The sequence below is a fragment of the Ruegeria sp. BF7 genome, assembly GCF_056538605.1.
In genome coordinates this window covers 447,279-464,808 of the sequence record NZ_JBQFTM010000001.1, presented here as the reverse complement: position 1 = coordinate 464,808, position 17,530 = coordinate 447,279, and the positions used below count along the sequence as shown (strand labels likewise).

Below are 17,530 nucleotides of genomic sequence, written 5' to 3'. Positions count from 1 at the left end.
AGAAACTTTGGACGCAAACGACCGGGCGCTGTTTTCGACAGCGCGAAACCGTTCGTACGGTTGCACGTTTAATAGATGTGCTTTCCGACCGTCGTCCTATGCCCTTTTCCGGTTATCCTACCAGATTTAGTGGCATCCGTTTCGGCCCATACAACTTGGCGTATTCGGCCATAGATCGTCAATGTCATTTTTCGGTCATTTTCGAAATCTTTTTTATTGACCCAATAGTTTCGGGGCTCTGTCTGCTGACTGATTGCGATTCCTCCACAGGTTCATCCACCGGTCGCCCGGTGTAGCCTGAAACTCACACAGCGGAATTAACTGTTTTTCTCGGCACAGTTACCGGCATTTGATAAACCGGTAGTAAGGTAGTTAGGTTGAACAAGAATCAGAACGCCACCCGTCGGTGGAGTGGACAAAGTGCATTTAGTTTAAAACGGTTGATCGAGGGAGGTCAGGTTCGATGTTGGTGTATCGCTTGCTTCCCGTATTGGCGTTGACCGTGGCCTGCGCACCACAAGATGTGCCACCTCCAACGCGCAGCGCGCAGTTCGACACATATCCCAAACGGCTTTTCGATACGTTCGAAACGCAATGTGCCGGACCCGGTGAGCGGTTCCAGAAGATCGGGAATCGGGTCTACGAATGCACCGAGTTGCTGCCGCCCGACACAACCGCATATCTGATTCTCAACTATGATGGATACCCGCAGAACCTTCCCAAAAGCGTCATGCGTATGACATCAACCAAGAACGCCTCGGGTTACCGCGTAGATGCAGAGCTGTTTTTTAATGTGCCTCAGAAGACTGGACCTGCGGTCAATGTTCCGGTGGAAAGCAAAACACTGGATCAGGCGCTTGGCGCGCTGTTCCAGGTGATGGGTGGATCACCCACGTAAAGGAAAGAAGTGGTCGGGGCGGCAGGATTCGAACCTACGACCCCCTGTACCCAAAACAGGTGCGCTACCAGACTGCGCCACGCCCCGGACCGTGCGCCTTCCTAAACGTGCCGTTCTGATTTGAAAAGCCCTAACAGGGCCAAATTGCAGGGCCCTGCAAAAAAATTTCGTGCTGCATCTGGGTTCCCGGCGTAATCAGGTAGCGGGCCGCCAGCCCGGCATTGATTTCCAGAACTGCAAAGACCGAATCGCCGCCTTCAATCTGAGTCTCATCGCCGGGAATCGCATTTTCGTGTACGCGGGTCACGGTTCCGGTGCGGTCCAGAAAAATGAGGTCCAGGGGAATCAGAGTGTTCTTCATCCAGAACGCGACCCTCTGCGGCGGGTCGAACACGAACAACATCCCGGACCGCTGCGGCAGCGACTCGCGAAACATCAGTCCGCGCGCCCTGTCTTGCGGGCTCATCGCCAGTTCAACATTGAAAGTAATTTGTGTCTTATCGTTGCGCAGACCGACACGGTCTTCCCGGCACGCCGCCAGCCCCTCTCCGGTCCACAGCATTGTTATACTTGCAAGAACCGCGATTAGTCTGGTCATGAACAATCAGTCGTCCAATGCGGCTTCCCAGGCCAGGACCTGAGCCGCCATACGTCCGCGTTTGCCATCGATGACGCGCATCGCCAGCGCCTCGCCCGGTTGCAGGTCGGCAAGACCGGACCGGCGCAACACTTCGATATGCAGGAATACATCTTCGTTTCGACCAAAAACATTGGCGAAACCGAACCCCTTGCCCTTATCGAACCATTTCACCCGTGCAGCCTCGAGCGGCGCTTCGGCGATCACAACGGGATCAAGCTCGGCAAAATCCGCCAGCATCATCGAGTCGGTCCGTGCGGGTGGATCGACACTGATAACCTCGACCGCCTGAACGCCGCGGTCGGTGCGGTGGGTCATGATCTCGATTCCGGCGCCATCGGCGACAGAACTTTGCCCGAAATTACGTAACACATTTACATGCAACAGAATATCCGGACCGCCTTCGTCGGACACAACGAACCCGTACCCCTTGGCAGGGTCGAACCATTTTACGTGTCCACGGACGCGGTACATGTTGTTCAGATCTTCTGGCACGGTTTTCCCATCGCGAATTTTAACAGTTCGTTAAGGGTCCGATGTGTATGGGAATGACGCGCAAATTCAAGCTGAAAAAACCCTTTGTTTCCTGCTCGTTGCATTTCACGATACGCGAACGTCATGGATTCAACCTCTGTACTTCCCACACCGAGCCCACTTGATCCCGACGCCACTGGAACCTGTCATGCAGCCGGAAGGCACCATCGGCCCAAAATTCGATCTCGGTCGGTACCAGCCTGTATCCGCCCCAGAACGGTGGCCGCGGAGGGTTCGGCCCCAGTTTCGCGGTCACCTTGGCAACCTCTGCCATTAGGGCAGACCGGCTGCTTAGGGGCTGGGATTGCTTTGAGGCCCATGCCCCAAGTCGACTCTTCAGTGAGCGGGACGCATAATACTCATCAGCTTGCGGCCCGTTTTCCCTTGTGACTGTACCACGAACCCGGATTTGCCGCCGCAATGATTTCCAATGCATGACAAATGCCGCTTTGCCTGCTGATTCAAGCTCAGTGGCTTTGGCGCTTTCGTAATTGGTGTAAAACACGAAGGCATCGGATTCGATCTCTTTTAATAGCACCATGCGCACGTTGGGCATGCCATCCGGGTCCACGGTTGCCAACGCTATGGCGTTGGGATCATTCAATTCGCTTTCTTTGGCCTCTGACAGCCACCGATCCGAAATTTGAAACGGATCAGCGCCGGCAAAAATGCCACCACGCTCGGTCATTTCCATCCCCCGGAAACTTTTATTAACCACCCTAGGGCGAGAACCCGCTGTGGGCAAGAGTTCGTGGCCTTGAAGCAGCGCATCCAATGGCATAAACCAACTCAACATGACGCGAAGACAGGCGGAGAACCGAACATGTCAAATCAGTTGATGGCCGGAAAACGCGGCCTCATCATGGGACTGGCCAATGATAAATCGATCGCATGGGGAATTGCCCGCGCTTTATCCGAAGCCGGAGCCGAACTTGCCTTTTCCTATCAGGGAGATGCGCTAAAAAAACGAGTCGATCCGCTGGCGGCGCAACTGGGCAGCGAGATCGTCCTGCCCTGCGATGTGAGCGATGAGGCTTCAATTGATGCGCTGTTCTCGTCACTGGAAGAAAAATGGGGCAAGCTGGATTTCATCGTTCACGCGATTGGCTTTTCAGACAAGAACGAGTTGCGCGGCCGTTACGTCGATACCAGCCGGGCGAATTTCAAGCTGACCATGGATGTATCAGTTTATTCGTTCACGGCTGTAATGCAGCGGGCTGAGAAGATGATGTCCGAAGGCAGCAGCGCCGTTACCCTGACCTACTACGGTGCCGAACAGGTAATGCCCCATTATAACGTAATGGGTGTGGCCAAGGCGGCGCTGGAAGCGTCCGTCAAATACTTGGCCGAGGACCTGGGCAAGGATGGCATCCGCGTCAACTCGATCTCGGCCGGTCCGATCAAGACACTGGCCGCCAGCGGCATTGGCGACTTCCGCTATATCATGAAGTGGAACGAATATAACTCGCCCCTGCGCCGCAACGTGACCATCGACGATGTAGGCAAGTCGGCACTGTATTTGCTGTCCGATCTCAGCAGCGGCGTTACCGGTGAGAATCTGCACGTAGACTCGGGCTATCACATTGTCGGCATGAAGGCCGTGGACGCCCCGGACGTTGAAAAAGGTTAAGAAAAATGAGCGCCAAAGACCGCCTGCCCCACGAAAAAGGCTTTCACATCAGCTGGGACCAGATTCACCGCGACTCGCGCGCTTTGGCGTGGCGGCTGGACGGTCAAGGCCCGGATGACGGCGCATGGCGTGCCGTTGTCGCCATCACACGCGGCGGCATGGCGCCCGCGATGATCGTCAGCCGTGAATTGGATATACGTACCGTCGACACGGTCAGCGTCCGCTCCTACCACCATCAGGCGCAAGGTGAAGCCGAGGTGCTGAAGGCCCCCGACGCTGACCTGATGGGCGATGGTGAGGGTATTCTGATAATCGACGATCTGGTCGACAGCGGTAAAACCCTGGAACTGGTCCGCGCGATGTACCCCAAGGCACATTTCGCAACGGTCTATGCCAAACCCAAAGGGCGCCCGATGGTGGACACGTTCATCACTGAGGTCAGCCAGGACACGTGGATCTTTTTCCCGTGGGATATGGCCCTGCAATATGTCGAGCCTTATCGCGGCACCGACTGATCTTTTGCTGAACATCCAGGACCACGCATGAACCGGACACGTACCGCCGCCACTTTCGCCCCTCCGGTGATGGAGGCGCGACGTTGGCTGGAGGGCGTGGTCTTTCTCGAGAATCGGCCTCTGATCAACGTCAGCCAGGCCGCACCGGTCGATCCGCCGCCTTTGGCGCTGCGTCAAGCCATGGCCGAGTTTGCAGTGACCGAGGACAGAGCGCATTTGTATGGGCCGGTTCTGGGAAATCCCGAACTGCGTGCCGAACTCGCGACACAGATCAGCCAGCATTACAACGCAGAGGTCGCGGCGGATCAGGTTGCCATCACTTCGGGCTGCAATCAGGCTTTTGCGGCGGCGATCTCGGCCATTACCGATGAAGGGGACGAGGTCATCCTGCCAACCCCTTGGTATTTCAATCATAAAATGTGGTTGGATATGGCAGGCGTGCACGCTATCGACCTGAAGACCGGTGATGATCTGCTGCCCGATCCCGATGTGGCCCGCGCCTTGATCACCGACAACACGCGCGCCATTGTATTGGTCACCCCGAACAATCCCGGCGGCGTGGAGTACCCCTCGGATTTGTTGCGCGCCTTTTATGATCTGGCGCGCGAGACCGGTATTCGCCTGTTGGTAGACGAAACGTATCGCGACTTCGACAGCCGCATCGGTCCGCCGCATGATCTGTTCAGCCAGCCGGGCTGGCAGGAGACGCTGGTCCATCTCTATTCGTTTTCCAAAGCCTATCGCCTGACCGGTCACCGCGTTGGCGCGATTGCAACCGGCGCGGACCTTCTGGCGGAAATCGAGAAGTTTCTGGACACGGTAGCAATCTGCCCCAGCCAGATCGGCCAGTTCGCAGCGCTCTGGGGGATGAAGAATCTGTCGCAATGGGTAGCCGGAGAACGCGCAGAAATCCTCGACCGTCGTGCCGCGATTCAGGAAGAGCTGCCCCGTCTGGCCGGCAAGGGTTGGCGCCTGTTGGGGCTGGGGGCCTATTTCGCCTATTTCGAGCACCCGTTTGATATATCCTCAGACGAACTGGCGCGTCGTCTGGTACCCGAGGCCGGTATCCTGCTGCTCCCCGGTACGATGTTCATGCCCGCAAATAACCCAGAGGGAAAACGTCAGGTCCGAATCGCCTTTGCCAATCTCGACCGTTCCGGAATCGCTCAATTGTTTGACCGGCTGCAGGCCTTGTCCTTCTGAGCTTGCCCCCCGGCGACGTGCATCGTATTCAGGGCCGCAACCGACAGGGCAGTAACTTGCCACAGAATAAGAGGGCACCATGGCCGCAGGCATGAAAAACCTATCGAAGACCTTTGTCTGGATTCTCATGGGCCTATTGATGCTGGGCCTTGCGGGCTTTGGCGCAACCAGCCTGACCGGCACCGTGCGCACTGTTGCGCAGGTGGGGAACGAAGAGGTTTCGATCAACCAGTATGTCCGTGAGCTGCAGCGTGAAATCCGCGCGGTCGAGAGCCAGACTGGCCAGCCGCTGCAAATGTCGCAGGCGCATGAGTTCGGGCTGGACCAATTGGCCTTGTCGCGCCTGACCGCTCTGGCCGCGTTGGACAACGAAGTTAGCGAGTTGGGAATTTCGATTGGAGACGAGAACCTGCAAAAGGAAATCGTTGCCATTCCGGCCTTTCAAGGTGTCGATGGTACGTTTGACCGTGACGCCTATCAGTTTCAGTTGGAACAGGTCGGGATGACGGATACCGAGTTCGAATCGGATCTGCGCAAGGAATCCTCGCGTACCATCGTGCAGAACGCGGTGGTCAGCGGCGTTGAAATGCCGTCGGTCCTGACGCAAGTCCTGACCGATTATGTCGGTGCCCGCCGCAGCTTTACCGTGGCCACAGTCGGGCCTGACGCCCTGACCACACCTGTCGCCGCGCCCACGGATGAGCAGGTTCAGGCCTACTATGATGAGAACACGGATCAGTTCACCCTGCCTCGTACCAAGCAACTGACCTATGCCATCCTGTCGCCCGAAATGCTGCTGGACAGTGTCGAGGTTGACGAGGACTCGGTGCGCCGCCTTTACGATCAGCGCGCGTCTGAGTTCCACCAGCCTGAACGTCGTCTGGTTGAACGCCTGACCTATCCCAGCGAGGAGGCCGCGAAAACGGCGATGGCCCAGCTTGAGGTCGGCGGCACTACGTTTGAACAATTGGTACGCGATCGCCAGTTGGAACTCAGCGATATCGACCTTGGCGACGTGACCCGCGAGGATCTGGGCGAAGCGGCCGATACCGTCTTTGCCGCCGATGTGGACACTGTGGTAGGCCCACTGCCCTCGACCTTTGGCCCCGCGTTGTTCCGCATCAATGGTTCGCTCGCTGAAAGCAAAACCTTGTTCGAAGACGCAGCCCCCGCCCTGCGCGAGGAACTGGCCGCCGATCGCGCCCGCCGCCAGATCGAAGCACAGGCCGAAGGAATCAACGACATGCTGGCCGGAGGCGCCACTCTGGAAGAGTTAACCTCAGAGACCGAGATGGAACTGGGCCAGATCGACTGGACCCGTCAAAGCGACGATGGCGTTGCTGCCTATGACGGATTCCGCATTGCCGCCGAAGCGGTGAACGAAGGCGACTTCCCCGAAGTCGCGTTCCTTGAAGACGGTTCGATCTTTGCCCTGCGCCTGAACGAGGTTCTGCCCCAACGCCCCGAACCGCTGGACAGCGCCCGTGACCGCGTGGTGGCTGCATGGACGCAGGCTGAGACAAACAAGGCACTGGAGGAACAGGCCAATGCGGTCCTGAAGCAATTGGAAGAGGATGGCGACTTCACCACCACCGGCTTGCCGTTCCGCGTAGAAAACGCCCTGACCCGCACCGCGTTTCTGGATGATGTGTCAGCAGATTTCATGGTGCAGGTGTTCGAAATGGAACCTGGCGAGTTGCGGACCGTTGCCGGTGATAGTTCGGCGTTCATCGTCCGTCTGGAAGAGTTGCTGCCGCCGGCCGAAACCGACGAGCTGCGTCAGGCCCAGGCCGCGCTTGAGGCTCAGTTGAACCAGGCGCTGGCCCAGAACGTCTTTGACGCCTATGTGCGCGACGCGCAGGCCCGCGCCCGCCCGGTGATCGATCAGCGCGCGCTGAACGCCGTGCAGTCGAGCTATTAGAAGAGACCGAATATGGCCCTGACCCCCGAGTTTGACAGCTTCGCCCGCGCCTATGAGGCTGGCGAAAACCAGGTCGTTTATACCCGCCTGGCGGCTGATCTGGACACGCCCGTGTCGCTGATGCTCAAGCTGACCGGTGCGCAAAAAGACGCGTTCATGCTGGAATCCGTGACCGGTGGAGAGATCCGCGGGCGGTATTCGATCATTGGCATGAAGCCGGACCTGATCTGGCGGTGTCGCGGGGAAACGTCGGAACTGAACCGCTCGGCCCGCTTCGATGCCGAGGCGTTCGACCCGCAAGACGGCAACCCGATGGACAACCTGCGTGCGTTGCTGGCCGAAAGCCGCATCGCATTGCCCGACGACCTGCCACAGGCTGCGGCGGGTCTGTTTGGCTATCTGGGCTATGACATGGTGCGGTTGGTCGAATACCTGCCGGACGTGAACCCCGACCCGCTGGGCCTGCCCGATGCAATCATGCTGCGCCCATCGGTTATTGCCGTTCTGGACGGTGTCAAAGGCGAGGTCACGGTCGTCTCCCCCGCCTGGGTGGCCGAAGGGCAAACGGCCAAGGCCGCCTATGCGCAGGCCGCCGAGCGTGTGATGGACGCGGTGCGCGATCTGGAACGCGCCATGCCCGCTGAAACCCGCGATCTGGGGGATGCGTCCGAGATTGCGCCGCCGGTGTCGAACTTTACCAAGTCCGGCTATATGGAAGCGGTTGAAAAGGCCAAGGAATACATCCGCGCAGGCGACATCTTTCAGGTTGTCCCGGCGCAGCGCTGGACGCAGGACTTCCCGCTGCCGCCTTTTGCGCTTTATCGGTCTCTTCGGCGCACCAACCCGTCGCCTTTCATGTTCTATTTCAACTTCGGCGGCTTTCAGGTCGTCGGTGCCAGCCCCGAGATTCTGGTGCGAGTCTTTGGCGATGAGGTCACGATCCGCCCGATCGCCGGCACCCGCCCTCGTGGCGCGACGCCCGAAGAAGACAAGGCCAACGAGGCCGACCTGCTGGCCGACAAGAAAGAGCTGGCCGAGCATCTGATGTTGCTGGATCTGGGCCGCAATGACACGGGCCGCGTGGCCAAAATTGGTACCGTGCGCCCGACCGAAGAGTTCATCATCGAACGCTACAGCCATGTGATGCACATCGTCTCGAACGTGGTTGGAGAACTGGCCGAAGACAAGGACGCGCTGGATGCGTTTTTTGCAGGAATGCCAGCGGGTACCGTCTCAGGCGCGCCGAAAGTTCGCGCGATGGAGATCATCGACGAGTTAGAGCCCGAAAAGCGCGGCGTCTATGGCGGCGGTGTGGGGTATTTCAGCGCCGGTGGCGACATGGATATGTGTATCGCCCTGCGGACAGCCATCGTGAAGGATCACAAATTGTATATTCAGGCCGGTGGCGGTGTCGTTTATGACAGCGACCCCGAATACGAATATATGGAGACCGTTCACAAATCGAACGCCATTCGCCGCGCGGCAGCCGATGCCGCCCGGTTTACCGGTTCCGGCAACAGCTAAAAGTACGGCTGGCCGAAGCGGTCAGCCGAATTAGCGGTTGGCGATTACTGAACCTCTTTCATCATCACCGCGGAAATCGGGGCCATTGCGACGCGGTTGCCCCGGTCTTCGAGTCCCCATAGCAAGAGGGCTGAGATAGTGTCCGGGCGCAGGCGGCCGAGCATGACAACAGTCCCCTCCTGCCCGGCTCGGAACGCGGCCTGATCCAGGAAACGGCGCATGATCTTGGGATCCTGACGTGCGCCGTCTATATCGCGGAAGATCACGCCCGACGGCACGCCATTCCGCGCCGCCAGCTTTTGCACGGTGTTCAGCCCGTTATCCTGCGTGATCAAACCCCGCCCAGTACCGGCGGCAATCGCAGCCACCTGATCGGCCAGTTTTCGATTGCCCTGAATGCCAGAGTCCACACCCTCGAGGATACCCACCGTCTCTGGCAGCGTATCGAGCCAAACGGCCAGAGAGACCTCGGCGTCTTGCGCGCTGGCGGCTTCGGGTAGATCGGCCAGCGCCAGAACTTCGAAACCGGCATCGCGATGCTTGTTCATCTTTTCGGCGGCTTCGGGATCAGAGGGGCTGACGGCAAAGGTCAGCGGGTACGGGAAGTCCTGCAACGCTTCAGCGCCGAAAGCACCCTCGTCGTCGATCAGGATGATTGACATCAAAGGCTTGGCTTCGGGGTTCTCAAAATCGGCAGCGTAGGCCTCAATCGGCTTGCCCGGAACAACCACATCAGTGCCCGTATCGGCAACCTGTTCTACATCATCACGTTCGGTCAGGGGCAAAACACGTCTGCCAACGCTGGGAGCTGCGGCGACTTCACCTTCACCTCCGATCTGGGGAACGGATGCTATCCGGGGCAAATCGCGCGGTGATGCATCTTCGTCTCCTTCGACCGCAATCGGGCTATTCTCGAAGGGGTTTGTTTCTGCTTCTGGAGCAGTGGTATCGGCCACCTCGGGTTCGGCATCCGGCGCAATATCGGTAACGGCGGATTCGGTTTCCGGCGCAACTTCGGGTACGGGTTGAGATTCAACGTTAACAGTTTCGGGGTCCGGCTGGGGTTCAACCTCGACGACCGGTTCAGGCTGAGCTTCGGGCGCATCCAGCGACACCTCGGGCAAAGCCTCGGCGTCGGGCGATCCCTGCACCAAAGGCGGTGCCTGCGGCGCAACAGGTGCCTCTGTCGACACGGAAACTGGTGTTGAACGGGCCGCGACGGGCTCATCGGCCTGCGCAGCGTGTTCATTCACCTGGGGCTGGGCCTCAGGCTCGATCTCGACATCCGTCAATTCAGCCAGTGTGTCGGTTTGGTCAAAGATGGATTCGGGTTCGGTTGGCGGCAGGTCCAACACATCTGAATCGCCAACGGTGTCGGTCGCCTCAGCGGTGGTTTCGGGAACCTCTGCCGCAGCGGGTTCCGGAGCGGACACCGCCACTTCTGGTTTTTTCGTCAGAGGCGTGTTCAGAGACAACACTGCCCCCAATACAAGAACAACGACCGTTCCCACGATCATTCCACCGACAAATCCGCCCATCACAATTGCCTCTCGTCCTGGTCCTGCTTCGATCGCATGTTCGCCGTCTGCTGCGGCATTTGCTTGCCGAGGCGCCAGGAACCGGATGTCCCCTTGACGCTGCCGTGCAAGCCTGAGCATGTATGTCCCGACATTATACCGTGGCCCGGGGCTGTATCGCCAGCCCCAAATGCCCAAGCCGAGACAAGTGCCCAAATGCTGCTGCTGATCGACAACTACGACTCGTTTACTTACAACCTCGTACACTATTTAGGCGAACTTGGCGCCGAAATGGTTATTCGGCGGAATGATGCTTTGGATGTTCAGGAAGCCATGGCCATGAACCCGGCGGGCATCCTGCTGAGCCCCGGTCCGTGTGACCCGGATCAGGCTGGCATATGCCTGGCCCTGACCGAGGCAGCGGCTGAAACGAAAACGCCGCTTATGGGCGTTTGCCTCGGGCATCAGACCATCGGGCAGGCTTTTGGGGGAGACGTGATCCGCTGCCACGAAATCGTACACGGCAAAATGGGTACGATGCACCATACCGGCAAAGGTGTCTTCGCCGGGCTGCCCTCGCCCTTTGAGGCGACCCGCTATCATTCTTTGGTGGTTGATCCTAATACGCTGCCCGACTGCCTTGAGGTCACGGCCGAGCTGGAAGACGGCACCATCATGGGCCTGCAGCACAAAGAGCTGCCCATCCACGGCGTTCAGTTCCACCCGGAATCTATCGCCTCCGAGCACGGCCACGCCCTGCTCAAGAATTTCCTGTCCGAGATGAAAGTTCCCGCATGAGCGACGCTCTGAAACCGCTGATCGGAGCCGCCGCCGACCGGTCTCTGACCCGCGACGAGGCCGAACAAGCCTTCGCAATTCTGTTTGAAGGTGAAGCCACCCCCAGCCAGATTGGCGGATTATTGATGGCAATGCGCACCCGAGGTGAAACGGTCGAGGAATACGCCGCTGCCGCCGCTGTGATGCGCGCGAAGTGCAACGCCGTCAGCGCGCCCACCGGTGCGATGGATATTGTCGGCACCGGGGGGGACGGCAAGGGAACGCTGAACATCTCGACCGCTACGGCCTTTGTAGTGGCAGGTGCCGGTGTCACCGTGGCAAAGCACGGCAATCGCAATCTCAGCTCGAAATCCGGCGCTGCGGACGCCTTGGGGCAGTTGGGAATCAACGTGATGGTTGGCCCGGAAACTGTTGAAAAGGCTTTGGAAGAAGTCGGCATCGGCTTCATGATGGCACCGATGCACCATCCGGCTATTGCCCATGTCATGCCCTCTCGGCAAGAGCTCGGCACCCGCACTATTTTCAACATCCTCGGCCCGCTCACCAACCCGGCCGGTGTTAAACGCCAACTGACCGGAGCCTTCAGCCGCGATCTGATCCGCCCGATGGCAGAAACACTTGGCCTTTTGGGTTCAGACCACGCCTGGCTGGTACATGGGTCCGATGGCACCGATGAACTGACCATCACCGGCATCAGCTGGGTCGCGTCACTTGAGGACGGCGTTGTCAAAGAGGTCGAGCTTCACCCCGAGGACGCAGGCCTTCCAGTGCACCCATTTGAGGATATCCTCGGCGGCACGCCGGAAGAAAACGCCGTTGCCTTCCGTGCCCTGCTGGATGGGCAGCCCTCGGCCTATCGTGATGCGGTGCTGCTGAACTCAGCCGCCGCATTGGTCGTCGCAGACGCTGCCGCCGACCTGAAGGACGGAGTAGCCAAAGCCGTCGAAAGTATCGACAGCGGAAAAGCCAAAGAAAAAATCGCCGCACTGGCCCGCATGACTCAGGAGGCCGCATGACAGAGACGGTACTGGACAAGATCAAAGCCTACAAACTGGAGGAGGTTGCCGCGGACAAGGCTGAGAAACCTCTGGACGTTCTGGAAAGTGAAGCAAGGTTCGCCCCTGAGGTTCGTGGCTTTGCTGCTGCCCTGCGGACGGCCACGCGCAAAGGCTATGGTCTGATCGCCGAGGTCAAAAAAGCCAGCCCTTCCAAAGGGTTGATTCGCCCGGATTTTGACCCGCCCGTGCTGGCCAAAGCCTATGAGGAAGGCGGTGCGGCCTGCTTGTCGGTGCTGACCGACACACCCAGCTTTCAGGGCGCCAAAGAGTATCTGACCCAAGCCCGCGCGGCCACGTCGCTGCCTGCCTTGCGTAAGGACTTCATGTACGACCCCTACCAGGTTATCGAGGCGCGCGCATTAGGTGCGGACTGCATTCTGATCATCATGGCCTCGGTCGAGGACAGTCAGGCGGCTGAACTGGAACAGACAGCGTTCGATTGGGGCATGGACGTCCTGATCGAGGTCCATGACGAGGCCGAACTGGGACGCGCGACACAGTTGAAAAGCCCTCTGATCGGGATAAACAACCGCAACCTCAAGACCTTCGAGACCTCGCTTGATACCACGCGCCGGTTGTCGAAACTGGTGCCGGGCGACCGGACCATCGTATGCGAAAGCGGCCTGAGCACGCCCGAAGACCTGGCCGACATCGCCCGCTATGGCGCGCGCTGTTTCCTGATCGGTGAAAGCCTGATGCGTCAAGACGATGTCACCGCTGCAACGCGTCAATTGCTGGCAAACCCGCTGATCCCCGGAGTGATGTGATGCCACTGACCCACTTTGATGCCCGGGGCCAGGCGCACATGGTCGATGTATCCGACAAGGCAGTAACTGACAGGGTGGCAGTTGCAGCCGGCCACATCAAAATGGCGAAGGAAACCTTTGATCTGATTTCCGAGGGCCGCGCCAGGAAAGGTGACGTTCTGGGCGTTGCACGGTTGGCCGGCATCATGGGTGCAAAAAAAACACCCGAACTGATCCCGCTGTGCCACCCTCTGCCGGTCACCAAAGTGGCCGTTGAACTGACGCTGGACCCTGATTTGCCCGGTGTTCAGATCGAGGCAACCGTCAAAACCTCGGGCCAGACCGGGGTCGAGATGGAGGCCCTGACCGCGGCCTCAACCGCCGCGCTGACCGTCTATGACATGACCAAGGCTGTCGATAAGGCGATGGAAATCGGCGGCATTCGGGTTCTGCTGAAAGACGGTGGTAAATCAGGACGTTACGAGGCGAAATGATTACGGTTGAAGACGCCCGGGCGCTGCTGTTTGATCTTGTTTCCCCGCTTAATGCCGAAACGGTTTCGCTCGCCGACGCCTCCGGACGCGTTCTGGCGCAAGACGTCAGTGCCACCCGCGATCAGCCGCCATTTTCCGCATCTTCAATGGATGGCTATGCACTGAAGGCGACCGAGGTCGAACTGCACGCGATGTTCAAAGTCATCGGTGAGTCCGCCGCCGGTCGTCGTTTCGAAGGCACCGTCGGGCCAGGTCAGGCCGTGCGCATCTTCACCGGCGCTCCGATACCAAATGGCGCAGATTTTGTTGTTATTCAAGAAGATACCGACCGTCGCGGCGACCTGCTGACGATCACGGACGAGCCCGGCACCAAGTCCAACATCCGCCCGGCCGGAATCGATTTTCAAAGCGGCACGCAGATCTCGACGCCGCGCGTTCTGCGCCCCGAGGACATTGCGTTGATGGCGGCCATGAACATTCCGGCGGTGCCAGTCACGCGCAAACCCGTCGTTGCATTGATCTCAACCGGGGACGAACTGGTCATGCCGGGCGAAACCCCCGGGCCCGATCAGATCATCGCCTCGAATACCTTTGGCCTGAAAGCCCTGCTGGAAAACGCAGGCGCGCAGGTGCGTATCCTGCCGATTGCTCGCGACACCGTCGCCTCGCTTGAAACCGCCTTTGGGCTGGCAGAGGGTGCCGATCTGGTCGTTACTATCGGCGGCGCGTCGGTCGGTGAATACGATCTTGTCGCCGATGTCTCGCAATCGCTGGGGATGGAACGGTCCTTCTACAAAATCCGAATGCGGCCGGGTAAACCTCTGATGGCTGGTCGGCTGGGCAATGCCGCGATGGTCGGCCTGCCGGGAAATCCTGTGAGCGCAATGGTTTGCGGCTATCTCTTCCTGGTCCCGATGGTGCGTCGCATGTTGGGCATTGAACAGATTCTAACGCCATTTCGGCGAGCCCGTCTGGCCGAACCGATCACCGAAAACGGCCCGCGTGAACACTATATGCGCGCGATATTGGACGACACTGGCATTCGCGCCTGCACCGATCAGGACAGTTCTCTGCTAAGCGTTCTGGCGCAGGCAAACGCCTTGTTGGTACGCGAACCGCATGATCCCGCGCGCGCCGCCGGGGATAAGGTGCTGTACCTGCCGATTTAGGAGGCGTGCAAATCCGTTGACACAAAACGTGAACATGCGTAGAACAAAAGAAAACGCATGACCGACGAGGTGTGAGCAATGCTGACCAAGAAACAGTTGGATTTGTTGGAATTCATCCACAAACGCGTTCAGGCGGACGGCGTTCCGCCCAGTTTCGACGAAATGAAGGCTGCATTGGATCTGAGGTCGAAATCCGGCATCCATCGCCTGATTACGGCACTGGAAGAACGCGGCTTCATCCGCCGCCTCGCCCACCGCGCCCGGGCGATTGAGATTGTCAAGTTGCCGGAAAGCCTGGGCGGTGAACCTACTGTCGCCTTCAAACCGCGCGTCATTGAAGGCGACAAGCCCGAGGGGCCACGCCCGGCGAATTTCGAACCGGTCACTGTGGACGCCATGGAACTGCCGGTTATGGGTCGCATCGCTGCAGGTGTTCCGATTGAAGCGATCAGTCACGTGTCGCACCGCGTTGCGGTTCCGGGCAGCATGGTTTCGGGCAAAGGTGATCATTATGCGTTGGAAGTCCGCGGGGATTCGATGATCGACGCGGGCATCAATGATGGTGACGTTGTGGTCATCCGCGAAACCAGAGTGGCAGATAACGGCGACATCGTGGTTGCTCTGGTCGAAGATCAGGAAGCTACGCTGAAACGGTTTTTCCGCCGCGGCAACGCTATTGCCCTTGAGGCCGCGAACCCCGCCTATGAAACCCGCGTTCTGCCTGAGGACAAGGTTAAGGTACAGGGACGGCTGGTCGGGCTGATCCGCAGCTACTGAGCCTTTTTTGAGTAAACGTCCCCGGTCAACTCCGGGGACCACAAACGATGGCCGATGACCGCTCGACTGGTTGTAATGCGACCGTTGGATAAAGCGAGACTTCCGGTCTCTTTCAGACGGTCCGGGTCGAAGAGGCCGCAATCCCCAGCGATATCCAAGGGAACGGCAGAAACAACAATCTGATTTTCCCGGCATTCCCCGAAGCCCTGAGCGGCGCGCTTTCCTGTAACGTGGACCAGTTCCTTGCCCTGCCAGACATAACGTTGGATCGCGCCGGACGTATCGGGCCAGCGGCGGGCGGCGTTGGTCTGGTCCGCACCATCGCCGTCGTTTTCAAGCCAAACGGTCGCAATAAACCCACTGCCCTTTTCCTTGCTGAGTGCCCGGCCCTTTTCGGTCATGACGCCCACCAATCCGCCGGAATCCGCTATCAGAACTTCGGGCCGTTGCCCTTGCCCCCAAAGCAAAAACGCCACTGCTACCGGCGCTACTCCGATCCACTTCGCCCGCCCGCGCCACAGCGCCAGCCACAAGGCGCCGAGGGCAAACATCGGCAAAACATAATGCGGCGGGCTAACGACAAACCCTTGAGCGCCCTCCAGGCCGGAGACCCTGTCCGAGACAATCAGAATCCACTGTAACCCCAACCCCATGACGTGTAGCGCCAGTGCCTCCAACCCGAACGGGGCCAACAGCGCCGCAACAAAGGCCGCTGGCACCACAACCGTCCCCATCACCGGCACCGAGAGCAAATTAGCCAACAGCCCGTAATGCGACATCGTGTTGAAGTGGGCCGCTCCGATTGGAGCTGTCGCCAGACCGGCAATGGCTGACGACAGTACCAGCCCCGCAACAGGTTTCGTCCATTTCGGCCCCGGCAATGGACCATAATCCCGCAATTGTCCGAACACTGCCACAAGCGCGGTCGTCGCTGCAAAAGACATCTGAAAGCCTGGGCTCAGCAGAGATTCTGGGCGCAACACTAAGACAATCAAAGCGGCCACTGCAACGACCCGAAGAGAGATCGCGCGACGGTCGATCAGTATTGCCCCAAGCATGACGCTTGCCATGACAAAGGCCCGCTCGGTGGCGACGTTGCCACCGGACAGCATCAGATAGATGACAGCTGCGACAAGTGCGCAGAGTGCCGCCAGCTTACGCACAGGCAGACGCAAGGCCACGGCGGGAACAGCGGACAGGGCCAGTCGGCAGACCAGAAACACGAACCCCGTCAGCAGCCCCATGTGCAGGCCGGATATCGCCAGCAAATGCGCAAGGTTTGATGCGCGCAAAGATTTCAGCGTCTCCTGCCCCATCCCACTGCGGTCACCTGTGGTAACCGCAGCAGCGAACCCACCGATCTCACCGGGCAGGATCGAACGGACCCGTTCAGAGATGGCCATCCTCATCGCCGTGACGCGCACCCCTTCGGTCGCCCCTCCGGGCGGCGCAATTGTCATCACTGGAACGCGGGTGTATCCAACCGCGCCGAGACGCTGAAACCAGGCATGTCGGCGGAAATCGAACCCTCCGGGCTCGACCGGGCCTTGCGGTGGTGAAAGGTGGCCCGTGGTCATAATCCTTTGGCCCGGTGCCAGCGATGCCGGTTCGCCATGTAATGAAAGCCGGACGCGCTGCGGGCGGCGGTCCTCGTGCACGTCCCCTATGCGCACCTGGTCCAGCGTCACCCGCAACGCGTCCGAGGCAGAGCGATCCATGGCCACGACCCTCCCCTCGATCGGACCGTAATAACGCCAAGACAGAACCGGCTCTGCGACCGTGTGGGCCCGCGCGCCGGCCAGTACAAAGCCAGCCGCGATCAGCGCGCCCCCCGTTACCAACGCAGCCCAACCGGTTCGCATCTTGCGACCGGCCCAGACCAGGCCCAACATCAGCGCCAACAGGCATGAATAAACCAGCCAACCCGGTTCGAACCGGAGACTGAAGTACAGACCAATGCCGACGGCCAGACATACCGGAGACCACTGAAACAAATACCCGGTCTGGTTCAGCAATGCGGCCTCGACCCGTGCCAGAACACGCATGGTTGCCCCCGTCCTTCGGGCTCGTTAGACAGACGCCAAACTATGCCAGACACGGTTACCAAAA

The 17,530-nt window shown here is 59.3% G+C and carries 17 protein-coding genes and 1 tRNA gene; 12 read left to right on the top strand and 6 right to left on the bottom strand.

The window, feature by feature from the left end; translation table 11 throughout:
• The first annotated feature begins 463 nt into the window (after nucleotides 1-463).
• Nucleotides 464-898 (top strand): hypothetical protein, encoded by a 435-nt coding sequence (locus ACR0IK_RS02315; protein ID WP_480640325.1) that lies wholly within the window; start codon nucleotides 464-466, stop codon nucleotides 896-898.
• A 10-nt stretch (nucleotides 899-908) separates the two neighbouring features.
• Here the strand turns inward: ACR0IK_RS02315 and ACR0IK_RS02310 are convergent.
• The 4 genes from ACR0IK_RS02310 to pdxH all read right to left on the bottom strand — a co-directional run bounded on the left by ACR0IK_RS02310 (nucleotide 909) and on the right by pdxH (nucleotide 2,757).
• Nucleotides 909-985 (bottom strand) — tRNA-Pro (locus ACR0IK_RS02310).
• A gap of 43 nt (nucleotides 986-1,028) precedes the next feature.
• Complete coding sequence (locus ACR0IK_RS02305; protein WP_480640324.1) at nucleotides 1,029-1,496, bottom strand: DUF192 domain-containing protein; 468 nt, start codon at nucleotides 1,494-1,496, stop codon at nucleotides 1,029-1,031.
• A 6-nt stretch (nucleotides 1,497-1,502) separates the two neighbouring features.
• Entirely contained in the window at nucleotides 1,503-2,009 is a 507-nt protein-coding gene (locus ACR0IK_RS02300) for a cold-shock protein (protein ID WP_174822655.1), read from the bottom strand.
• Between the two features lie 142 nt (nucleotides 2,010-2,151).
• Nucleotides 2,152-2,757, bottom strand: a complete 606-nt coding sequence (pdxH, locus tag ACR0IK_RS02295; protein WP_480640323.1) for a pyridoxamine 5'-phosphate oxidase — start codon at nucleotides 2,755-2,757, stop codon at nucleotides 2,152-2,154.
• A 135-nt stretch (nucleotides 2,758-2,892) separates the two neighbouring features.
• Here pdxH and fabI point away from each other — a divergent pair, with 135 nt between their 5' ends.
• The 5 genes from fabI to trpE all read left to right on the top strand — a co-directional run bounded on the left by fabI (nucleotide 2,893) and on the right by trpE (nucleotide 8,862).
• Nucleotides 2,893-3,699 (top strand): enoyl-ACP reductase FabI, encoded by an 807-nt coding sequence (gene fabI / locus ACR0IK_RS02290; RefSeq protein WP_170325040.1) that lies wholly within the window; start codon nucleotides 2,893-2,895, stop codon nucleotides 3,697-3,699.
• Between the two features lie 5 nt (nucleotides 3,700-3,704).
• Nucleotides 3,705-4,214: a xanthine phosphoribosyltransferase gene (gene gpt / locus ACR0IK_RS02285; protein WP_480589168.1), complete on the top strand. Its 510-nt coding sequence runs from the start codon at nucleotides 3,705-3,707 to the stop codon at nucleotides 4,212-4,214.
• 27 nt (nucleotides 4,215-4,241) lie between these two features.
• Nucleotides 4,242-5,417, top strand: a complete 1,176-nt coding sequence (locus tag ACR0IK_RS02280; RefSeq protein ID WP_480640322.1) for an aminotransferase — start codon at nucleotides 4,242-4,244, stop codon at nucleotides 5,415-5,417.
• Between the two features lie 79 nt (nucleotides 5,418-5,496).
• On the top strand, nucleotides 5,497-7,338 hold the full coding sequence (locus ACR0IK_RS02275) for a SurA N-terminal domain-containing protein (protein ID WP_480640321.1): 1,842 nt from the start codon (nucleotides 5,497-5,499) through the stop codon (nucleotides 7,336-7,338).
• 12 nt (nucleotides 7,339-7,350) lie between these two features.
• Nucleotides 7,351-8,862, top strand: a complete 1,512-nt coding sequence (gene trpE / locus ACR0IK_RS02270) for an anthranilate synthase component I (protein ID WP_480589174.1) — start codon at nucleotides 7,351-7,353, stop codon at nucleotides 8,860-8,862.
• 44 nt (nucleotides 8,863-8,906) lie between these two features.
• Here the strand turns inward: trpE and ACR0IK_RS02265 are convergent, their stop codons facing one another.
• Complete coding sequence (locus tag ACR0IK_RS02265; RefSeq protein WP_480640320.1) at nucleotides 8,907-10,400, bottom strand: divergent polysaccharide deacetylase family protein; 1,494 nt, start codon at nucleotides 10,398-10,400, stop codon at nucleotides 8,907-8,909.
• 195 nt (nucleotides 10,401-10,595) lie between these two features.
• On the opposite strand from ACR0IK_RS02265, the gene ACR0IK_RS02260 reads away from it, so the two are divergent.
• The 6 genes from ACR0IK_RS02260 (at nucleotide 10,596) to lexA (ending at nucleotide 15,421) form a co-directional block, all read left to right on the top strand.
• Nucleotides 10,596-11,177: an anthranilate synthase component II gene (locus ACR0IK_RS02260; protein ID WP_480640319.1), complete on the top strand. Its 582-nt coding sequence runs from the start codon at nucleotides 10,596-10,598 to the stop codon at nucleotides 11,175-11,177.
• Complete coding sequence (gene trpD / locus ACR0IK_RS02255) at nucleotides 11,174-12,193, top strand: anthranilate phosphoribosyltransferase (protein WP_480589180.1); 1,020 nt, start codon at nucleotides 11,174-11,176, stop codon at nucleotides 12,191-12,193. Before ACR0IK_RS02260 ends, trpD begins: the two co-directional genes overlap by 4 nt.
• Nucleotides 12,190-13,002 (top strand): indole-3-glycerol phosphate synthase TrpC, encoded by an 813-nt coding sequence (gene trpC / locus ACR0IK_RS02250; protein ID WP_480589182.1) that lies wholly within the window; start codon nucleotides 12,190-12,192, stop codon nucleotides 13,000-13,002. The genes trpD and trpC overlap by 4 nt, the downstream gene beginning before the upstream one ends.
• Nucleotides 13,002-13,475 carry a cyclic pyranopterin monophosphate synthase MoaC gene (gene moaC, locus ACR0IK_RS02245; RefSeq protein ID WP_480640318.1) on the top strand — a complete coding sequence of 158 codons (474 nt, stop codon included), beginning with the start codon at nucleotides 13,002-13,004 and terminating at the stop codon, nucleotides 13,473-13,475. Before trpC ends, moaC begins: the two co-directional genes overlap by 1 nt.
• Complete coding sequence (locus ACR0IK_RS02240) at nucleotides 13,472-14,644, top strand: molybdopterin molybdotransferase MoeA (RefSeq protein ID WP_480640317.1); 1,173 nt, start codon at nucleotides 13,472-13,474, stop codon at nucleotides 14,642-14,644. The genes moaC and ACR0IK_RS02240 overlap by 4 nt, the downstream gene beginning before the upstream one ends.
• 78 nt (nucleotides 14,645-14,722) lie before the next feature.
• Nucleotides 14,723-15,421 (top strand): transcriptional repressor LexA, encoded by a 699-nt coding sequence (lexA, locus tag ACR0IK_RS02235; protein ID WP_480589188.1) that lies wholly within the window; start codon nucleotides 14,723-14,725, stop codon nucleotides 15,419-15,421.
• On the opposite strand, the gene ACR0IK_RS02230 is transcribed toward lexA, so the two are convergent.
• Nucleotides 15,415-17,466, bottom strand: a complete 2,052-nt coding sequence (locus ACR0IK_RS02230) for a ComEC/Rec2 family competence protein (RefSeq protein ID WP_480640316.1) — start codon at nucleotides 17,464-17,466, stop codon at nucleotides 15,415-15,417. The two genes, lexA and ACR0IK_RS02230, sit on opposite strands and share 7 nt — an antisense overlap.
• Nucleotides 17,467-17,530 lie beyond the last annotated feature (64 nt).

Excerpts from the sequence above, each read along its gene's own strand:
- moaC (WP_480640318.1), top strand. The coding sequence starts at position 13,002 with ATGCCACTGACCCACTTTGATGCCCGGGGCCAGGCGCACATGGTCGAT.
- ACR0IK_RS02275 (WP_480640321.1), top strand. The coding sequence starts at position 5,497 with ATGGCCGCAGGCATGAAAAACCTATCGAAGACCTTTGTCTGGATTCTC.
- trpC (WP_480589182.1), top strand. The coding sequence starts at position 12,190 with ATGACAGAGACGGTACTGGACAAGATCAAAGCCTACAAACTGGAGGAG.
- trpD (WP_480589180.1), top strand. The coding sequence starts at position 11,174 with ATGAGCGACGCTCTGAAACCGCTGATCGGAGCCGCCGCCGACCGGTCT.
- gpt (WP_480589168.1), top strand. The coding sequence starts at position 3,705 with ATGAGCGCCAAAGACCGCCTGCCCCACGAAAAAGGCTTTCACATCAGC.
- ACR0IK_RS02230 (WP_480640316.1), bottom strand. The coding sequence starts at position 17,466 with ATGCGTGTTCTGGCACGGGTCGAGGCCGCATTGCTGAACCAGACCGGG.
- trpE (WP_480589174.1), top strand. The coding sequence starts at position 7,351 with ATGGCCCTGACCCCCGAGTTTGACAGCTTCGCCCGCGCCTATGAGGCT.
- ACR0IK_RS02315 (WP_480640325.1), top strand. The coding sequence starts at position 464 with ATGTTGGTGTATCGCTTGCTTCCCGTATTGGCGTTGACCGTGGCCTGC.
- ACR0IK_RS02305 (WP_480640324.1), bottom strand. The coding sequence starts at position 1,496 with ATGACCAGACTAATCGCGGTTCTTGCAAGTATAACAATGCTGTGGACC.
- ACR0IK_RS02240 (WP_480640317.1), top strand. The coding sequence starts at position 13,472 with ATGATTACGGTTGAAGACGCCCGGGCGCTGCTGTTTGATCTTGTTTCC.
- fabI (WP_170325040.1), top strand. The coding sequence starts at position 2,893 with ATGTCAAATCAGTTGATGGCCGGAAAACGCGGCCTCATCATGGGACTG.
- ACR0IK_RS02265 (WP_480640320.1), bottom strand. The coding sequence starts at position 10,400 with ATGGGCGGATTTGTCGGTGGAATGATCGTGGGAACGGTCGTTGTTCTT.
- ACR0IK_RS02280 (WP_480640322.1), top strand. The coding sequence starts at position 4,242 with ATGAACCGGACACGTACCGCCGCCACTTTCGCCCCTCCGGTGATGGAG.
- pdxH (WP_480640323.1), bottom strand. The coding sequence starts at position 2,757 with ATGACCGAGCGTGGTGGCATTTTTGCCGGCGCTGATCCGTTTCAAATT.
- lexA (WP_480589188.1), top strand. The coding sequence starts at position 14,723 with ATGCTGACCAAGAAACAGTTGGATTTGTTGGAATTCATCCACAAACGC.
- ACR0IK_RS02260 (WP_480640319.1), top strand. The coding sequence starts at position 10,596 with ATGCTGCTGCTGATCGACAACTACGACTCGTTTACTTACAACCTCGTA.
- ACR0IK_RS02300 (WP_174822655.1), bottom strand. The coding sequence starts at position 2,009 with ATGTACCGCGTCCGTGGACACGTAAAATGGTTCGACCCTGCCAAGGGG.